The organism is uncultured Marivita sp. (assembly GCF_947488135.1).
GTDB lineage: Bacteria > Pseudomonadota > Alphaproteobacteria > Rhodobacterales > Rhodobacteraceae > Marivita.
In genome coordinates, this window is record NZ_CANKYW010000006.1 from 43,605 (window position 1) to 58,631 (window position 15,027).

A 15,027-nucleotide genomic window follows, 5' to 3' on the forward strand; every position below is an offset into this window, starting at 1 on the left:
AAAGCCCGGGTCAGGTGATCCGGGCTTTCCACGTTTTGGCAAGACCTCGCATCGCATCTGCCAGCAACAGAACGTCGGCTCCGAGCGCCACGAAATTCGCTCCCGCGTCGATGTCTTGCTGGATCAGGATCGGCTCGCCGTCGATGATGCCAGCCGCTTTTCCCGCTGCTCGAATGCGCTTGAGGCCGTCCTGGACAGCGGCGCGCAGGTCGGGATGTGCCATGTCGGGAAGAAGCCCCATATCGGCACACAGATCCGCCGGGCCGATGAACACGCCATCTACGCCATCGACCGCACAGATCTCTTCGAGCGCCTCCATCGCGGCAACGCTTTCGGCCTGTACGATCAGGCAAAGCTGATCTTCGGCCGTGCCCAGATAATCGGTGATCCCGTTAAACGCGGACGCCCGCCCAAGCATATGACCAACACCCCGGATCCCAAGAGGCGGATACCGCATCGCTTCGACGATGGCGCGGGCTTCATCCGCCGAATTGACCATCGGGCAAAGAAGGGATTGGACGCCAATGTCGAGCATCTGCTTGATCAACGCAGGATCGTTATGCGGAATGCGGACAACCGGGGACACGTCATGACCGACGAGAACCATCAACTGATCGCGGATCGTCAAAAGATCGTTGGGCGCGTGCTCTCCGTCGATCAAGAGCCAATCGAAACCGGCGCCCGCTGCGATCTCGGTCGTGTAGCCAGACCCAAGAGCCAGCCACAGACCAAGCTGCGGCGTGTCGGAGGTCAAGCGCGCTTTGAAATCGTTGGTCGGAACTGGCATGGATGTCCTTTTTCTTCTCGGTACCGATCAGCCGCGGCTGCGCCAAAGCTTGAGGGCTGACCAGATCGCGGTTCCTCCAAAGAACAGTCCCGCGATCCCGACGACCTCGACCAAGGCAGCGGCATTCGAGATGCCGCGGGTCAGGACCACCGCAATGAGAAGCGCAAGACCCGCGAGGCTGAACACCAGACGAAACCAAAGCTCATTTCGCGTCGGTCCGTTCATTCAGAAGGTCACGGTAACGCCCGGAAGCTTCAAAGCTTTAATCAGGTCCCGCAACTCCTGGCGGGCGGCGATGTTCGAGATGTTGAGCTGTTTGACGCCCACGTCCTTGAGGTCCAGCAGGGTGAGACCGCGCGGGAACAATTCGCGGAAGATCACCCGTTCGTTGAAACCGGGTGCCACGCGGAAGCCGATACGTTTCGAAAGCCGGTCCAGCGCCTTTTCCATCTTGGCCTTGTTGACCATCTGCTGCGCGCCAAGTCGGTTGCGCAACACCACCCAGTCGATCGGCGGCAGCCCTGCTTGTGCGCGCAACTGGCGGGCGTTCCAGACCATTTCGGAATAGACCGACGGCCCTTCGATCTTTTCGCCGGACGCGTCGGTATGGGCAAGCAGATCGAAATCGACAAAGCTGTCGTTCAGTGGCGTGATCAAGGTGTCGGCAAGGGAATGGGCGACCTGGCTCAGACGGGTATGTGAACCGGGGCAGTCGATCAGGATGAAGTCGCTGCCTGGCTCCAATTCGGCAACCGCTGCGGACAGGCGGTGATCATAGATGTTTTCGCCCGGTTGCAGGCTATCGGGATCGACTTCGGGAAGCTCGAGATAGCGCGGCGTCGGCAGGTCCAACCCCTCTCGCTCGAGTTCTTTTTTCCGGTTGGTGACATAGCGGCCCATCGTTTTCTGCCGCAGGTCGAGGTCAAGCGCGCCAACCTTGTGCCCCATCCGCGCAAGGGCCGTGGCGACGTGCATCGACACGGTCGATTTGCCCGCGCCGCCCTTCTCGTTTCCCACGACGATGATGTGTGCCATGTGTCCGCTCACCTTGCCTTTGCAAAACCTATGACCTGATTGAGCGGAATGTTGCAACGGGGTCGGGTGCGATTTGCTGGCAATTGCGGCGGCACGGACTCAGGTACGCTGGGTCAGCCGGGTCGCAGAAACGAAAAGGCCGCCCTGAGACGGACGGCCTGATCGAAATCGAAACGAAGAAGGCTTAGAAGCCCAGACCTTCGTACTTTTTCTTGAACTTGGAGACGCGACCGCCGGAGTCCATCAGGCGCGAGCTGCCACCGGTCCAGGCCGGGTGCACTGTCGGGTCGATGTCGAGCGAAAGCGTGTCGCCTTCCTTGCCCCAGCAGGAGCGCATTTCAAGCATCGTGCCATCGGTCATCTTGACGTTGATGACGTGGTATTCGGGATGGATGTCTTTTTTCATCTCGGCAATCCTTACGCGTCTGCGCCTTTGAGGGGCTTGTAGGTTGCATCTTCCGCGATACGGGCCGATTTGCCGCGACGCGAGCGGAGGTAGTACAGCTTGGCGCGGCGGACGCGACCACGGCGGACAACCTCGATGCTGTCGATATTTGTGGAATAGAGCGGGAAGACACGTTCCACGCCTTCACCGAACGAAATCTTGCGAACAGTGAACGAACCGGCAATGCCGGCACCCTGACGGCGGCTGATGCAGACGCCTTCGTAGTTCTGCACGCGGGTACGGGTGCCTTCGGTCACTTTGTAGCCGACACGAATGGTGTCGCCTGCTTTGAAATCGGGAATGTCTTTCCCGAGGGCGGCAATCTGTTCCGCCTCCAACTGAGCGATCAGGTCCATCGCTTCTCTCCTAAAACTGCTTGCGGTTGCTCCGCAAAGGTGTGCGCGTCCTCAGAGCTCTTGGTCTTCGTCCGGGTCCGCATCTGCGCCCGCCAGAGATCAGGTCGTCTTTGTCTTGTCAGGTCCGGGATGGGTGTGGTTACAGCCGACGCGAAGAACATACGGAATCACCGCACCGGGCTGACACCCGGAACACGCGCCGTAAACCAGAAGAGGCCGTGCAAATCAAGGGGCGTTTGCAGGCACATGGAGTTCCTTTGGTGCGGCGCGCCCCGGCGTTCAGTCCGAATTCGGTTTCGGGTGATGCGCTGCCCAAAGGTCCGGTCGCCGTTGCCGGGTCAATCCCTCGGACTGCGCACGGCGCCATTTCGCGATTTCGCCGTGATGACCGGACATCAGAACGTCTGGAATCTTCTGGCCGCGCCATTCGGCGGGGCGGGTGTATTGAGGATGTTCCAGAAGCCCGTCGGAAAAGCTTTCCTCTTCGGTGGATGCCTCGTTTCCGAGAACTCCGGGTAACAAGCGGATCGTCGCATCTATCACCGCCTGCGCCGCGATTTCTCCGCCGGTGAGGACGAAATCGCCAAGGCTGATCTCTGCAATCCGGTAGTGGTCAATCACCCGTTGATCCAGACCCTCGAAGCGTCCGCAAATCAGGCTGACCCCGGGGCCTTGGGCAAGATCCTGGGCTATGGCTTGCGTGAAAGGTCGCCCGCGTGGGCTGAGATAGACCAGCGGTGCGGCAGGTTGGATGCGTGCCCGGGCGTGGTCGATGGCAGCGGCCATGATGTCCGGTCGCAGCACCATGCCCGCGCCACCACCGGCGGGCGTGTCATCGACATTGCGATGCTTGCCTTCGCCGAATTCACGCAAGGCAATGGTTTCGAGTTGCCAAAGCCCGTCCTTCAGCGCGCGTCCCGTCAGCGACTCCCCCAAGATTCCCGGAAATGCATCGGGCAGCAAGGTGATCACCTGCGCCTTCCATGCGCGCGCGAGATCCGGCGCCGATTCCATCAATTCACGCGGTTTCAACGTCGGGCGGATGGTCTTGCGACCGTGGGATTTCTGCGGAGGCGTTTTGGGAGTGTCCATCGGATTTGCCTGTTGTGACGACGATGGCTTTAGTCGGTCGGTGCGCGAATTGCCAGATCAGGCCGGTACGGGCGCAGCGATACGGTCACGCATCGTTAGCATGGCATTCGGTGCCGCAAAGTACCCGGCAAGCGCGCCTGCTTCGGCGGGGCTTGCACGCATCAGGCGTTCGACCAACCACAGTTCCCGTGCCTGATCATCGGATAGGGCCAGCGGTTCGGTGTGCTCCCAACGGGCTATGATCTGCGCGATAACCATCGCGATCTTTTCGTCCTCGGTCGCGAAACCGGGTATCGTGCGGGTCGGTGTCATCAGGGTTTGAAGCGTGGACCGGATCACCATTGGATCCGGCGCGGTTTCCCTGAGATCTGCCAAGGCCGAGGGCACCAACAGGGATTGGTAGGCGACTTTGGTTGCGCCGGATTTGTCGTGGAGTTCCTTGATCTGCGGCGATGCTGCGACGGCCACCGCCGCGATGCCGATCGCCCCGAAGAGGCCAAGCACCATGAAGGCGACAGAAACGGCAAATTCCTGAAGCGCAATCGTCACCACACCCGGTGAGAGTGCCGCCAAACTCAGCAATAAACGACGTTTTACGAAATTCACACGCAGATGCTTCCCCAAGCAGATACGCGTTCCTAGCCGTTCGGAGTGGCGAATTACCGCCGCCAAAGCGGCGCGCAGTCGGTATTTTTGTGGCGAAACGTCAGCGCAGGCTAATCCGTGACCCGCCGCGCCATTTTGCGGATCATGCGTTTTGCGTCCTGCACGTCCTTATCCGGCAACGCGCTCCGGTTCAGGGCCAGAAAGACGGCATCGATCCCTATATCGGGTTGCACGTTTTCCGGCGGTAGTGCGCGCAACGCCCCTCGATCAAGGTCGGGTAGGTCGAACAAGGCCAGGATCGGCTCAAGCGGGCCCATTGGCAGTTCCGATAACGTCTCGAGCGGACAGGATGTGACGTGCGCAGGGGCGACGTCGACCGCGACTTCTTCGAGAATGTCCTCGAGATCGCGGGCCTCGTCGAATTGCGCACTGTACGCGGCGAAATCCTTGGTCAGCCGTGTGCTGCGCAGGTTTTGCCACCACGTGCTCCGAAGCCACGGGTCGCGTGCACGGGTCGAAAAGTAGAAGATGATGTCCGTTTCTGGACCGAAACGTCCGAAAGCCGCGTCGGCGAGGCACTTCATCACCAAACCCGCGCTGTCATAGCATTCAAGGCCGTGGCGCCCGGGCATGTGTCCCGACAGGTCCTCGGAACAGATAAGGATCGGCCGCGGATCGCTTGTGTCTATCGTGCCGAAAAAGGCCGTGGCCGCTTTTGACACTTGCCCAAGGGTCTTTTCCTTTGGATCGATCGAAAAGCTGCGCGCCTTGTCGGTCAAGTCTTCAAAGGCGTTCTTCAGGAACACACGCAGATGTGGGTCCAGAAGCGCAGCATTCTCGCGCAGCATGGACTGTACACTTGTCGTTCCGGTTTTGTGAAATCCTGCGTGAATGACAATCTGTGTCGTCACGAAAACAGACCCTCGGGCGGGTCGGCTACGATTCGCCCCTGCGTGAGGTCTACGGTCGGGACCACGGCCTTGGTAAACGGCAGTAGCACGGTTTGCTTCTGCCCCGGCGCACTCAGTTCGAGAAGATCGTCGGCACCGTTGTTGATCACGGCCAACACCTTGCCCAAGGACACGCCGCCCGTGTCGGTCACTTCGAGCCCGATCAGGTCGGCGTGATAGAACTCGTCGTCAGGCAAAGACGGAAGCCTGTCGCGCGGCACGAAAAGCTGCGTGCCGCGTAGGTCGTCCGCGGCTTCTTTTGTGGACACGCCTGAAAGCCGTGCAGCCAGGCCGTTCTTGATTTGCCGGGTGATCCTGACAGTAAAGCTGCGCGCACCGTCCTCGGTTTCAAGCGGCGCGTAAGAGGCGATGTCTTCCGGGATCGCCGTGAAGCTTTTCAGGCGCACTTCACCCCGGACGCCGAAGGCTCCGGCAATCGCTCCGACACAGACTTTGTCACTCACTGAAATGTGCTCCCGGTCGCTTTGAACGACTGGATAGACCAGACCGATGCCCAGAGGCAATCTCCGGTGACGCGATCAGCCCCCGATGCTGAACACTCGCGTTACGCCGAAACGGATGCCCCATTGTTCGTCCTCGCCCTGGTCGACGATCGGGCTGTCGGCAGCGTCATCCGTGTATTTTTCCCAGGTCACGGCGCCTTCGAGGCCCCAGAGATCGTTGATCTGGTAACGCGCGCCGAATTCGATCCCGGCAGAAACCATTCCGCCTTCCGGGTCGTATGCGGGAAGTGCCGCACTGGCTTCATCTGCGGTGATGCCGAAATAGGTGTCGGTGTAGGTATCGTCACCAAAAAAGACGCGCGGGCCGAAGGTCAGTTGCAGGCGATCGGTCGGGCGCAGAATGGCATCCGCGCCGACTTCGCCGACCCAGCCTTCGTGACCGCCGAAACCACGGCGTACTTCACCGAAGGCGGCGAAATATTCCGTCCCGTAACGTACCGAGGCGCCGAGTTCGACTGCGGCGTCGATATCGTCAAGCCCCGCAAGTTCGTCGAAATCATCCGTGTCGCGTTCCTGAATGAAGCGGAACGACCCGCCGAAGGTCAGGCCCATGCTGTCCGCCCAGGGATCAGGGTTGCCAAGGCTGCGTCCATTGCGAAGCGACAGGTAGTTGAATCGGAAACCGAGATCCGGACCAACGGCGTATTCGTCCGATCCGAAATACTCGGGCGATGCGGCAACGCCACCACGCAGCGTGAACACCAGTTGCGGGCGCGTCGGTGCCGGGGCCACGGCAGGAGCGATGACATCGGTTTGCGACGCGCTCGTGTCCGGCCCGGCTGCGAAAGCTGGGACGGCAATGGCAAAAGCAAGGCTGGTAACGGTGGCAAGGCGCGCGGTCATGGCAATCGAATCCTATTGGAGCAAAAACGGTTGCTACTGGACATGATGCGACCGTGGGTGTCCGTCAAGTCACGGCTTTCGGGCGGTCCGGTGAATTCAGACGATTGCGAACCGCGCAGCATCTGTTGTGACATAATTCGGACAGTTGGACCGGTGAAGGTCGGATGGCCGGGTGGGCCGGCCATCCGGGGAGGCACTCCGCGATTATTCTGCGGACGCCTCTTCTGCGGCCGGAGCTGCGTCGGCTTCCGCCGCTTCCGCAGCCTTGGCGGCTTTCGCTTCGGCGCGTTCGGTCGCAGCTTTGCCCGGCTGGGCTTTCTTCGGGTTGTTGCGTTCTTTCTTCTCAACAACGCCGGCCGCTTCGAGGAAGCGCGACACGCGATCGGTGGTCTGGGCACCCTGGCTCATCCAGTATTGGATGCGCTCGACGTCCATTTTCACGCGATCTTCGCTGTCTTTCGGCAGGAGCGGGTTGTAGGTGCCCAGCTTTTCGATGAAGCGACCGTCGCGCGGCATGCGGCTGTCGGCAGCGACGATGCGATAGAAGGGGCGCTTTTTGGAACCGCCACGGGCGAGACGAATTTTGATAGCCATTTGTATTCTCCTAGGTTTTCGAGATGACGGGAGAACCCGTCAGGATTGCTTCTGTTTGTGGTGCTGGATGACTTCCTGAATGATGAAATTCAGGAATTTCTTGGCGAACTCAGGGTCAAGATCGGCCTGAGACGCAAGCTCTTCGAGCCGCGCGATCTGCTTTGCTTCGCGCGCGGGGTCTGAGGGCGGGAGGTCGTGCTGTGCCTTGAGCACACCAACGGCCTGCGTATGTTTGAACCGCTCGGCCAGCGTGAACACGAGGATCGCGTCCAGACGGTCGATGCTTTCGCGGTGCCCCTTGAGCACCTCTGCGGCGCGGGTCACGGGATCGTTGGTCGTGTCAGTCAATGGCCCAGCCTTTCGGTTTGAACAGGGGGTCTTGGTAATGGGCGATTTCCATGTCGATGCCGTGGGCAAGTTGCGTGCCGCGCAGCGCATCCGGGCTGGGGTGGCGATAGACAACGTCGCTGCCGTCGACGGTCGGGGCGTCGTGGTCCTTCTTGGCGCCCAACCGCTCTGCCAATCGGATGCTGTCGAGGTTCTTGGGGTCGAGATAGCTGACCGCGGTGTCCCAGCCGTTGTGCTCGTAGAAATAGCGACGCACGCGATGCGTGGCTTCGAGCGCGAACCCCCTGCCGGCCTTGTCGGGCCAGATGATCCAGGCGATCTCGCGCTCGGGCCATTTCGCCGGAGACCAGCCGCCCGCCATGCCCACGGTCTCGTCGGTGTCGCGCAGATGCACCATCCACATACCGAAGCCCCGGATCTCCCAATGCCCGATCTCGGCTGCGTAGAGCATCCAAGCCTCGTAAGCATTGAGCGCCCGCCCATGAACCGGGACCGATAAGAGGCGAAGGTCGCCTTGAAGTCAGGGTAGTCCTGCGGCTCTGGCCCACGTAGTTGCAGGCGCTTGGTGTCGAGCACGGGAATGTCGCGGTGGCTCATGTCAAAGCCTCCTGCGCGGGATGGCGGTAGACATGCGCCACCTTATCCCGAAGCGTGATATTAGCTTCGCGGGTTGCGCCCATGCGCAGTGCAAGCGCTTGCGAACGCGCATTGTCCGGGGAGATGTAGCTGGGCAGGTGGGTCAAGCCGAGATGCGTGGCAGCGGCAGAACGTGCGGCCGTTGCCGCCTCGAAGGCGATGCCTTTGCCCTCATAGGCACTTGCGATGCCGTAACCGAGTTCGGGTTCGGGCCAATCGAACGGGTGGAAAATTCCGGCAAACCCGATGGCGTCATCGCCGCCTTTCAGCGTCACGAACCAAAGGCCGTAACCGCGCAGCGCCCATCCACCCGCTGCCGAGGTGATCATGCCTTCGACCTGATGCGGATCAAGCGGTCCGCCGTTCCATTTGCTACGCGGTTGGGCAAAATAGGCGCAGAACGCAGCGTGATCCGACAAACGTGGTTCGCGCAGGATCAGACGATCGGTTTCGATCACGGGAATGTCCAAGCTCATGCCAGCGCCTCCGGTCCCGGGTGGCGGTAGAGCATGTCCTCGCCCATGGTCGGGTTGTCATAGGTGCGCTCGTAAGTGGCCCCCATGCGTTCGGCGAGGCGGATCGACCGGGTGTTCCCGGGTACGATATTGGACGTCAATGTCGTAAAGCCGAGGTCTTCGTAAGCCCATTGGCGCGCGCGGCAGGCAGCTTCGTAGGCCAGCCCCAAGCCCTCGAATCCGTCGAACACGACCCAGCCAACCTCGGGCTCGGGCCAACCTTCGGGGTTCCAGATGCCAGAGACCCCGGCCGGTTTGCCGCTCGTCTTGTCTTCAATCGTGAAGTACCCGTAGCCGTGCCAGTGCCAGTGGCCGACATTGAGCGTGAACCAACGCCAAGACTCCGCGCGGTTGGTGTAGCCGCCGAAACCTTCGGCCCGGGTGTCATCCATCAGAAACGCAATCATCGCCTCGGCGTCGGCCTTTTTGGGGCCGCGCAGGATCAGGCGATCGGTTTCAAGCGTGGGCGCGTTGGTCAGGCTCATGCGTAAGCCTCCGGCGTGCCATCGGTGTCCGGGCTATGGCGGTAGACGATGGTTTCTTCCGGTGTTTCGCCTTCGGGCAATGCGGCGTTTGCATCGCGCATCGCGCTAAGTCGTTCGGCAAGTGCGCGCGAGCGCGTGTTCTCGGGAGTGATGTAGCTGACGAGAGTTTTAAAACCTTGCTCCCACGCCCAAAGCATCGCGCCCATCGCCGCCTCGAACGCATAGCCTTTGCCTTCCGCCTGTTCGAGCAGGGTCCAGCCCAGTTCGACTTCCGGGAAATGCGGCGGTTTCAGTAAACCGACCTGACCGATGAATTCGCCCTCAGCCGTTTCGATGCCCCAGGCGCCGTGACCCATCAGGTCCCACATGGCCACCTCGGAGGCCATCCAGCGCCACGCGTCCTTGCGGGGAATCGGCCCGCCCATATGCACGGCGCGGTCGGTCTCGAACAGATCGCACAACTGTTCCAGATCGGCCAAAGTGTGGCCGCGCAGGCGCAGGCGCGCCGTGGTTATGACGGGGGCGGTCGTCACTTACTTCTTCTTGCCGAACCCGCTCAGGCCCGGTGGCAAGCCGCCACCCCCGCCCAAACCGGGCAAGCCGCCTTTGGCGCCCATCGCCTTTGCCGCCGCTTCAAGCGCCTTGGGGTCCATTTGGCTTGGGTCCATACCTTCGGGCATGCCGCCCTTGCCGAACATGCCTTTCATGGCCTGTTTCAGCATCCCGCCTTTGCCCATCTTGCCCATTTTCTTCATCATGTCGGACATCTGGCGCTGCATTTTGAGCAGCTTGTTGAGGTCGCTGACCTCGAGCCCCGAGCCCTTGGCGATGCGCTTCTTGCGGCTGGCCTGAAGGATCTGCGGGTTCGCGCGTTCCTTCTTGGTCATGGAGTTGATGAGCGCGATCTGCTGGCGCAGCATCTTGTCGTCGATCCCGGCACCGTCCATCTGCTTCTGCATTTTTTGCGCGCCGGGCATCATCGCCAGCATGCCTTCCATACCGCCCATCTTCATCATCTGTTCCAGCTGCATCTTCAGGTCGTTCATGTTGAACTGACCTTTCTGGAAGCGCTTCATCATGCGCTCGGCCTGTTCGACCTCGAGCGTCTGCTGCGCTTTTTCGACCAGCGCGACGATGTCGCCCATGCCGAGGATGCGGCCTGCGATGCGGTCCGGCTCGAAGGTTTCGAGCGCGTCCATCTTTTCGCCAAGACCAACAAAGCGGATCGGCTTGCCGGTTACGGCCCGCATCGAGAGCGCGGCGCCACCACGCCCGTCGCCGTCCATCCGGGTGAGGACGACACCGGTGATGCCGATACGCTCGTCGAAGTTCTCTGCCGTATGAACCGCATCCTGACCCGTCAGGCCATCGACCACCAACAGCGTCTCGCGCGGATTAGCGACGTCGCGCACTGCTTCAACCTGCGCCATCAGCTCTTCGTCGATGGAGAGGCGGCCTGCGGTGTCGAGCATGTAGACGTCATAGCCGCCCAATGACGCCTGCGTCTTGGCGCGTTTGGCGATGGCGACCGGGTCTTCGCCCTTGACGATGGGCAGGGTGTCGACGCCGATCTGGGCACCGAGGATGGCGAGCTGCTCCATCGCGGCGGGTCGATTGACGTCGAGCGACGCCATCAGCACCTTTTTGCCGTCACGTTCCTTGAGGCGCTTGGCGATCTTGGCGGTCGTGGTGGTCTTACCGCCGCCCTGCAAACCGACCATCAGGATCGGTGCGGGCGGGTTGTCGATCTTGAGCGCACCGGGGTCTTCGTCACCCGTCAGGACGTGCTTGAGTTCGTCATGGACGATCTTGACGACCTGTTGGCCCGGTGTGATGGATTTGGTGACAGCTTGGCCCGTGGCCTTGGCCTGGACAGCCTTGATGAAATCGCGGGCGACAGGAAGGGACACGTCCGCTTCAAGCAATGCAACGCGCACCTCGCGCAGCGCTGTTTTGACGTCATCCTCGGACAGGGCGCCCTGTTTGGTGAGCCGATCGAAGACGCTGCCTAGGCGGTCGGACAGATTTTCAAACATGGGCCTTCGCCTCCTTTGCCGCTGGTGTGACCCTGATGTAAGGATCAGCGGCGCATATGCCAAACGTGTCGCCCCGTAGGGACGCGAACAAACAGTTTTGCCCCCACGGGCGTAACACGCTGGTGGGGGGCGATCCCGGACATGGGTCCAAGGGACCGGAAAGTCAGGCTTCCCGGAGTGGAATGGCGTTTAGGCGAAAACGGAGCGCGGAGTCAAGCCGTGCCCCTGTCCGTCATGCCGCCAAAGCCTGAAGTGCGGCATCCGCCTTGGCGTGGGACGCATCGGCGTCGACCATCAATTGGTCTGCCGGGACGAACTGCACGTCGGTGATGCCGATGAACCCGAGGATGTGGCGCAGATAACCGCTGGCGAAATCGATGTCCGAGCCAACCTGCGTACCACCCGAGGCGATCGCGACAATGGCCCGCTTGCCGGTCAGGAGGCCCTTCGGCCCCGCTTCGGAATACTGAAAGGTCTCACCCGCTCGCGCGATCTGATCGATCCACGCCTTCAGCGAGGCGGGAATGCTGAAGTTGTAAATCGGTGTGCCGATGACAATCGTATCGGCCGCCTTGATCTCGTCGATCAGCGTGGTCGACAGGGCCAGCTTTTCGCGTTGAGCCTCGCTGCGGTCTGCTGCCGGGGTCCAGTTGGCGGTCAGCCAATCGGCGTCAATGGCTGGAACGGCAACGGCCAGATCGCGGTGAATGACGGTGTTCGGCGAAAGTCGGTCGATGATCCGCTGCGTCAGGGCGCGGCTTTCGGAACCTTCGTGGCGGGCGGATGCGTCGATGCGTAGAACAGTGTGTGTCATGGCTCTTTTCCAATTTGTCATTGTTTCTCTTGAGACTTTACTTAAGTCTTGTTCTGGCGCACGGAATGGCAAGAAATGCGCATAAGATGTGAGTGAATGCACAGAGGGTCGAAATGGAGCATTGGGATGAGGTGCGCACCGCGTATCAGGTGGCGCGGCAAGGGACGGTCAGCGGCGCGGCAGAGGTTCTGGGTGTCCACCATGCAACGGTCATCCGCCATATCGATGCATTGGAATCCCGGCTGGGCGTGAAGCTGTTTCAGCGTCACGCACGGGGATATACGCCGACAGAATCCGGCGAGGACCTTGCGCGGGTGGCGCAAACCACTGAGGACCAGTTGCAACAATTGGTGGGCCGCATTCGCGGTCGCGGTGCGGATGTGAGCGGCGAATTGGTTGTCACTTCGATCATCGAATTGTCGGATTTCCTCGTTCCGGTCTTGTCGGGCTTCAAAGCAGAATATCCCGATGTGGTGGTGCGGTATTTGACCGATACGCGGGTGTTCCGCCTGGAATACGGCGAGGCGCATGTGGCGATCCGCGCGGGGACAGCACCGGAAGAACCGGACAACGTGGTGCAGCCGCTCATGAAGCTGCGCATCGGTCTCTACGCCGCCAAGAGCTATGTCGAGGCACACGGATTGCCGAAAGACGAGAGCGATCTGGCCAACCATATGTTTGTCGGCAATGACAATCCCGATGGCCGTGCCCCGTTTCAGAAATGGTTGCGGTCCAGAGTGCCCTATGACCGTGTCGTCTTTCGGACGACCGACACCTTCAGCATGATGTCCGCCGTGCGCAGCGGCGCCGGGATCGGGTTCATGACCGTCGATCAGGGGGATTCTGACGACAACTTGGTCGAGGTGATGCCCGCACTCGATGAATGGGCGGCATCTTTGTGGCTTGTGACGCATGTGGACCTGCACCGCACCGCCAAGGTGCAAGCGCTGCTGGCGCATCTCAAGGCCGCGGTGAAAGACACCGACGGGGCGAATTCCTGACATGACCGAAGCCAAGCGCGGCCATCTGGCGATGTTGGCATTCTCCGCGCTTGTCGCGGGGTCTTTTTCTTTGGGGTCAATGGCCGCGCCGCATATTGCGCCGCAAGCGCTGAACGCCGTGCGCTTCGTGGTGGCCGCGGGTGTTCTTGGGGCGCTGGTCGCCGCGACCGGCGGTCTCGATCGGTCCGCGCTCAAAGCACCGTGGCGGTATCTGGTGCTGGCCGTTTTCTTCTCGACCTATTTCGTGCTGATGTTCGAAGGCCTGAAAACCGGGGCGCCGGTTTCGATGGCGGCGGTCTTTACCCTGACGCCATTGCTGGCCGCCGGATTTGGATGGCTTCTGCTGAGGCAGGTCCTGACGCCAAGAATGGCGCTCGCCCTTTGTATCGGCGCTGTTGGGGCGCTCTGGGTGATCTTCCGGGCGGATTTCGGCGCCTTCCTCGCCTTTGGCATCGGTCGTGGCGAGACGATCTTTTTCTTCGGATGCGTGGCGCACGCGATCTACACGCCGCTTGTTCCAACCCTGAACCGAGGCGAACGTCCAGCGGTGTTCACGTTCTGCACCTTGGTTGCCGGAGCCTTACTGATGCTGGTGGTGGGCGCGCCGTCGATGATGAGAACCGATTGGGCTGCTTTGCCAACAATCGTCTGGATCACCACCGCGTACACGTCGGTCTTCGCCAGCGCGGCCACCTTCCTGTTATTGCAATATGCCAGCCTGCGGATCCCGTCGGCCAAGGTCATGGCCTATACCTACCTGACACCAAGCTGGGTGATCCTGTGGGAGATGGCACTCAATCGACCGCTTCCGCCGCTCATGATCCTTGGAGGGGTCGCGCTGACCATGTCGGCCCTGGCACTGTTGCTCAAGGACGACAGCCAGGTCAGAGGGCGAGCGAGGCTAGAAGGGTAGCCGTTCCAACGTGAACCCCTCGTTCTCCAGCAAGGCCAACACGCCGTCTTCCCCCGGAAGGTGGGCTGCGCCGAAAGCGGCAACGACGGTTACGTTCTGTTCGGTCGCGTCGAGCAGGACCGGGATCCAGGCGCGGTTCCGATCGATCAGAAGTTCTTGTTCTATCGTTGTAAAAACCTCTGCCGCAGCAGACGGGTCGATGGGGCTGTAGCGTTCGGCCAGAATGGAGGATACCGCCCAGCCTTCGGCATGACTTTCGTCGAAATAGCTGGCGAGAAGCGTCGCGAACAGGTCTTCGCTGACCGAAGGATCGACGAGCGAGGACAACATCATGTCGATCTGCGTTGCGCGCGGCTGGTCGGCGAAGGCCATAAAGATCGTCTCGACATTCTCGAGCGCCCCACGGGGAACGCCGGCAGACCTCGCGATGGCTTCGAGCTGGGCATCCAACCCGCTATCGGCGAGTTCGGGCGCGGCCGCACAAGGCGGCACGGCCAGCAGGACCGAAACGTACCAAGGCTGAAAACGCGCCGCCATGAAAGGTGGCATCCCGCGGGCCGTCAAAGCCTCGGACATCTTCTGCCACTCTTCTTCCATCAGCAATTCGGGAAGGGTGGTATCCGGGAGGAGAAGCAGGCCTGGATCGGTGGAAAGCCGCTGTTCCAACGCTGCCTGATCCTCGTCGGTCATCTCAAGCAGCAAAAGGTCCGCGGTCTCGATCGTTTCCCGCAGGCGGTCGACCGGGGCGTCGAGTCTTGGGTCAGTCAGGTGCATGGTTCCGATCAGGTGGAGCGTCCGATCCCCCCGCGTGGCGCGCCAATGATTGCCTTCCGGAAACACCGCATCTTCGAGCGCCTCTTGCAACCGGACCTGTTCGTCGGCGGTCAGTGTTGTCCGCAGATCCTGCCCGGCACAGACCGCCAGGGCAGGCTGTGCCACCAGCACAAAACAGAGAAGCGACAACAAGCGCATGAACATCCGGTGATCCTTTCGCAGCGGTTGCGCTGCAAGCTAAGGGCTGCGCTTGCCACCGGCAAGGCAGTCGCG

20 protein-coding genes and 1 pseudogene are annotated in these 15,027 nt (G+C 61.2%); 2 read left to right on the forward strand and 19 right to left on the reverse strand.

Annotation, left to right across the window (positions count from 1 at the left end):
• Positions 1-10 precede the first annotated feature (10 nt).
• The 18 genes and pseudogenes from Q1B16_RS16050 to Q1B16_RS16135 form a co-directional block, all read right to left on the reverse strand.
• Complete coding sequence (locus Q1B16_RS16050; RefSeq protein ID WP_299791008.1) at positions 11-787, reverse strand: HpcH/HpaI aldolase/citrate lyase family protein; 777 nt, start codon at positions 785-787, stop codon at positions 11-13.
• Between the two features lie 27 nt (positions 788-814).
• Complete coding sequence (locus Q1B16_RS16055; protein WP_299791010.1) at positions 815-1,012, reverse strand: hypothetical protein; 198 nt, start codon at positions 1,010-1,012, stop codon at positions 815-817.
• Positions 1,013-1,822, reverse strand: a complete 810-nt coding sequence (locus Q1B16_RS16060; RefSeq protein ID WP_299791012.1) for a division plane positioning ATPase MipZ — start codon at positions 1,820-1,822, stop codon at positions 1,013-1,015.
• Positions 1,823-2,006: 184 nt separating this feature from the next.
• Complete coding sequence (gene rpmE, locus Q1B16_RS16065) at positions 2,007-2,228, reverse strand: 50S ribosomal protein L31 (protein WP_299791014.1); 222 nt, start codon at positions 2,226-2,228, stop codon at positions 2,007-2,009.
• An 11-nt stretch (positions 2,229-2,239) separates the two neighbouring features.
• Positions 2,240-2,623, reverse strand: a complete 384-nt coding sequence (gene rplS, locus Q1B16_RS16070; protein WP_299791017.1) for a 50S ribosomal protein L19 — start codon at positions 2,621-2,623, stop codon at positions 2,240-2,242.
• Between the two features lie 279 nt (positions 2,624-2,902).
• Positions 2,903-3,715 carry a tRNA (guanosine(37)-N1)-methyltransferase TrmD gene (gene trmD, locus Q1B16_RS16075; protein ID WP_299791020.1) on the reverse strand — a complete coding sequence of 271 codons (813 nt, stop codon included), beginning with the start codon at positions 3,713-3,715 and terminating at the stop codon, positions 2,903-2,905.
• Positions 3,716-3,772: 57 nt separating this feature from the next.
• Positions 3,773-4,321 (reverse strand): hypothetical protein, encoded by a 549-nt coding sequence (locus Q1B16_RS16080; RefSeq protein WP_299791023.1) that lies wholly within the window; start codon positions 4,319-4,321, stop codon positions 3,773-3,775.
• 110 nt (positions 4,322-4,431) lie between these two features.
• On the reverse strand, positions 4,432-5,232 hold the full coding sequence (locus Q1B16_RS16085; RefSeq protein WP_299791026.1) for a hypothetical protein: 801 nt from the start codon (positions 5,230-5,232) through the stop codon (positions 4,432-4,434).
• Positions 5,229-5,735, reverse strand: coding sequence for a ribosome maturation factor RimM (rimM, locus tag Q1B16_RS16090; RefSeq protein ID WP_299791029.1), 507 nt, complete (start codon positions 5,733-5,735; stop codon positions 5,229-5,231). The genes Q1B16_RS16085 and rimM overlap by 4 nt, the downstream gene beginning before the upstream one ends.
• Positions 5,736-5,810: 75 nt before the next feature.
• On the reverse strand, positions 5,811-6,638 hold the full coding sequence (locus Q1B16_RS16095) for a MipA/OmpV family protein (protein ID WP_299791032.1): 828 nt from the start codon (positions 6,636-6,638) through the stop codon (positions 5,811-5,813).
• Positions 6,639-6,842: 204 nt separating this feature from the next.
• On the reverse strand, positions 6,843-7,232 hold the full coding sequence (rpsP, locus tag Q1B16_RS16100) for a 30S ribosomal protein S16 (RefSeq protein WP_299791035.1): 390 nt from the start codon (positions 7,230-7,232) through the stop codon (positions 6,843-6,845).
• Between the two features lie 39 nt (positions 7,233-7,271).
• Positions 7,272-7,580 (reverse strand): chorismate mutase, encoded by a 309-nt coding sequence (locus Q1B16_RS16105; RefSeq protein WP_299791038.1) that lies wholly within the window; start codon positions 7,578-7,580, stop codon positions 7,272-7,274.
• A pseudogene (locus Q1B16_RS16110) lies at positions 7,573-8,177 on the reverse strand (GNAT family N-acetyltransferase). Before Q1B16_RS16110 ends, Q1B16_RS16105 begins: the two are co-directional and overlap by 8 nt.
• A complete protein-coding gene (locus tag Q1B16_RS16115; RefSeq protein WP_299791041.1) occupies positions 8,174-8,692 on the reverse strand; it encodes a GNAT family N-acetyltransferase in 519 nt (172 codons plus the stop codon). Before Q1B16_RS16115 ends, Q1B16_RS16110 begins: the two are co-directional and overlap by 4 nt.
• Positions 8,689-9,216 carry a GNAT family N-acetyltransferase gene (locus tag Q1B16_RS16120; protein ID WP_299791044.1) on the reverse strand — a complete coding sequence of 176 codons (528 nt, stop codon included), beginning with the start codon at positions 9,214-9,216 and terminating at the stop codon, positions 8,689-8,691. The genes Q1B16_RS16115 and Q1B16_RS16120 overlap by 4 nt, the downstream gene beginning before the upstream one ends.
• On the reverse strand, positions 9,213-9,749 hold the full coding sequence (locus Q1B16_RS16125) for a GNAT family N-acetyltransferase (protein WP_299791047.1): 537 nt from the start codon (positions 9,747-9,749) through the stop codon (positions 9,213-9,215). Before Q1B16_RS16125 ends, Q1B16_RS16120 begins: the two co-directional genes overlap by 4 nt.
• Entirely contained in the window at positions 9,750-11,252 is a 1,503-nt protein-coding gene (gene ffh, locus Q1B16_RS16130; protein ID WP_299791050.1) for a signal recognition particle protein, read from the reverse strand.
• A gap of 232 nt (positions 11,253-11,484) precedes the next feature.
• A complete protein-coding gene (locus Q1B16_RS16135; RefSeq protein WP_299791053.1) occupies positions 11,485-12,066 on the reverse strand; it encodes an NAD(P)H-dependent oxidoreductase in 582 nt (193 codons plus the stop codon).
• 113 nt (positions 12,067-12,179) lie between these two features.
• Between Q1B16_RS16135 and Q1B16_RS16140 the strand changes: the two genes are divergently transcribed.
• Positions 12,180-13,067, forward strand: coding sequence for a LysR family transcriptional regulator (locus Q1B16_RS16140; protein WP_299791056.1), 888 nt, complete (start codon positions 12,180-12,182; stop codon positions 13,065-13,067).
• A 1-nt stretch (position 13,068) separates the two neighbouring features.
• Positions 13,069-13,980: a DMT family transporter gene (locus Q1B16_RS16145; RefSeq protein ID WP_299791059.1), complete on the forward strand. Its 912-nt coding sequence runs from the start codon at positions 13,069-13,071 to the stop codon at positions 13,978-13,980.
• Here the strand turns inward: Q1B16_RS16145 and Q1B16_RS16150 are convergent.
• The gene (locus Q1B16_RS16150; RefSeq protein ID WP_299791062.1) at positions 13,969-14,958 is read right to left on the reverse strand and encodes a TraB/GumN family protein; all 990 of its coding nucleotides are present in this window, start codon (positions 14,956-14,958) and stop codon (positions 13,969-13,971) included. The two genes, Q1B16_RS16145 and Q1B16_RS16150, sit on opposite strands and share 12 nt — an antisense overlap.
• Positions 14,959-15,027 lie beyond the last annotated feature (69 nt).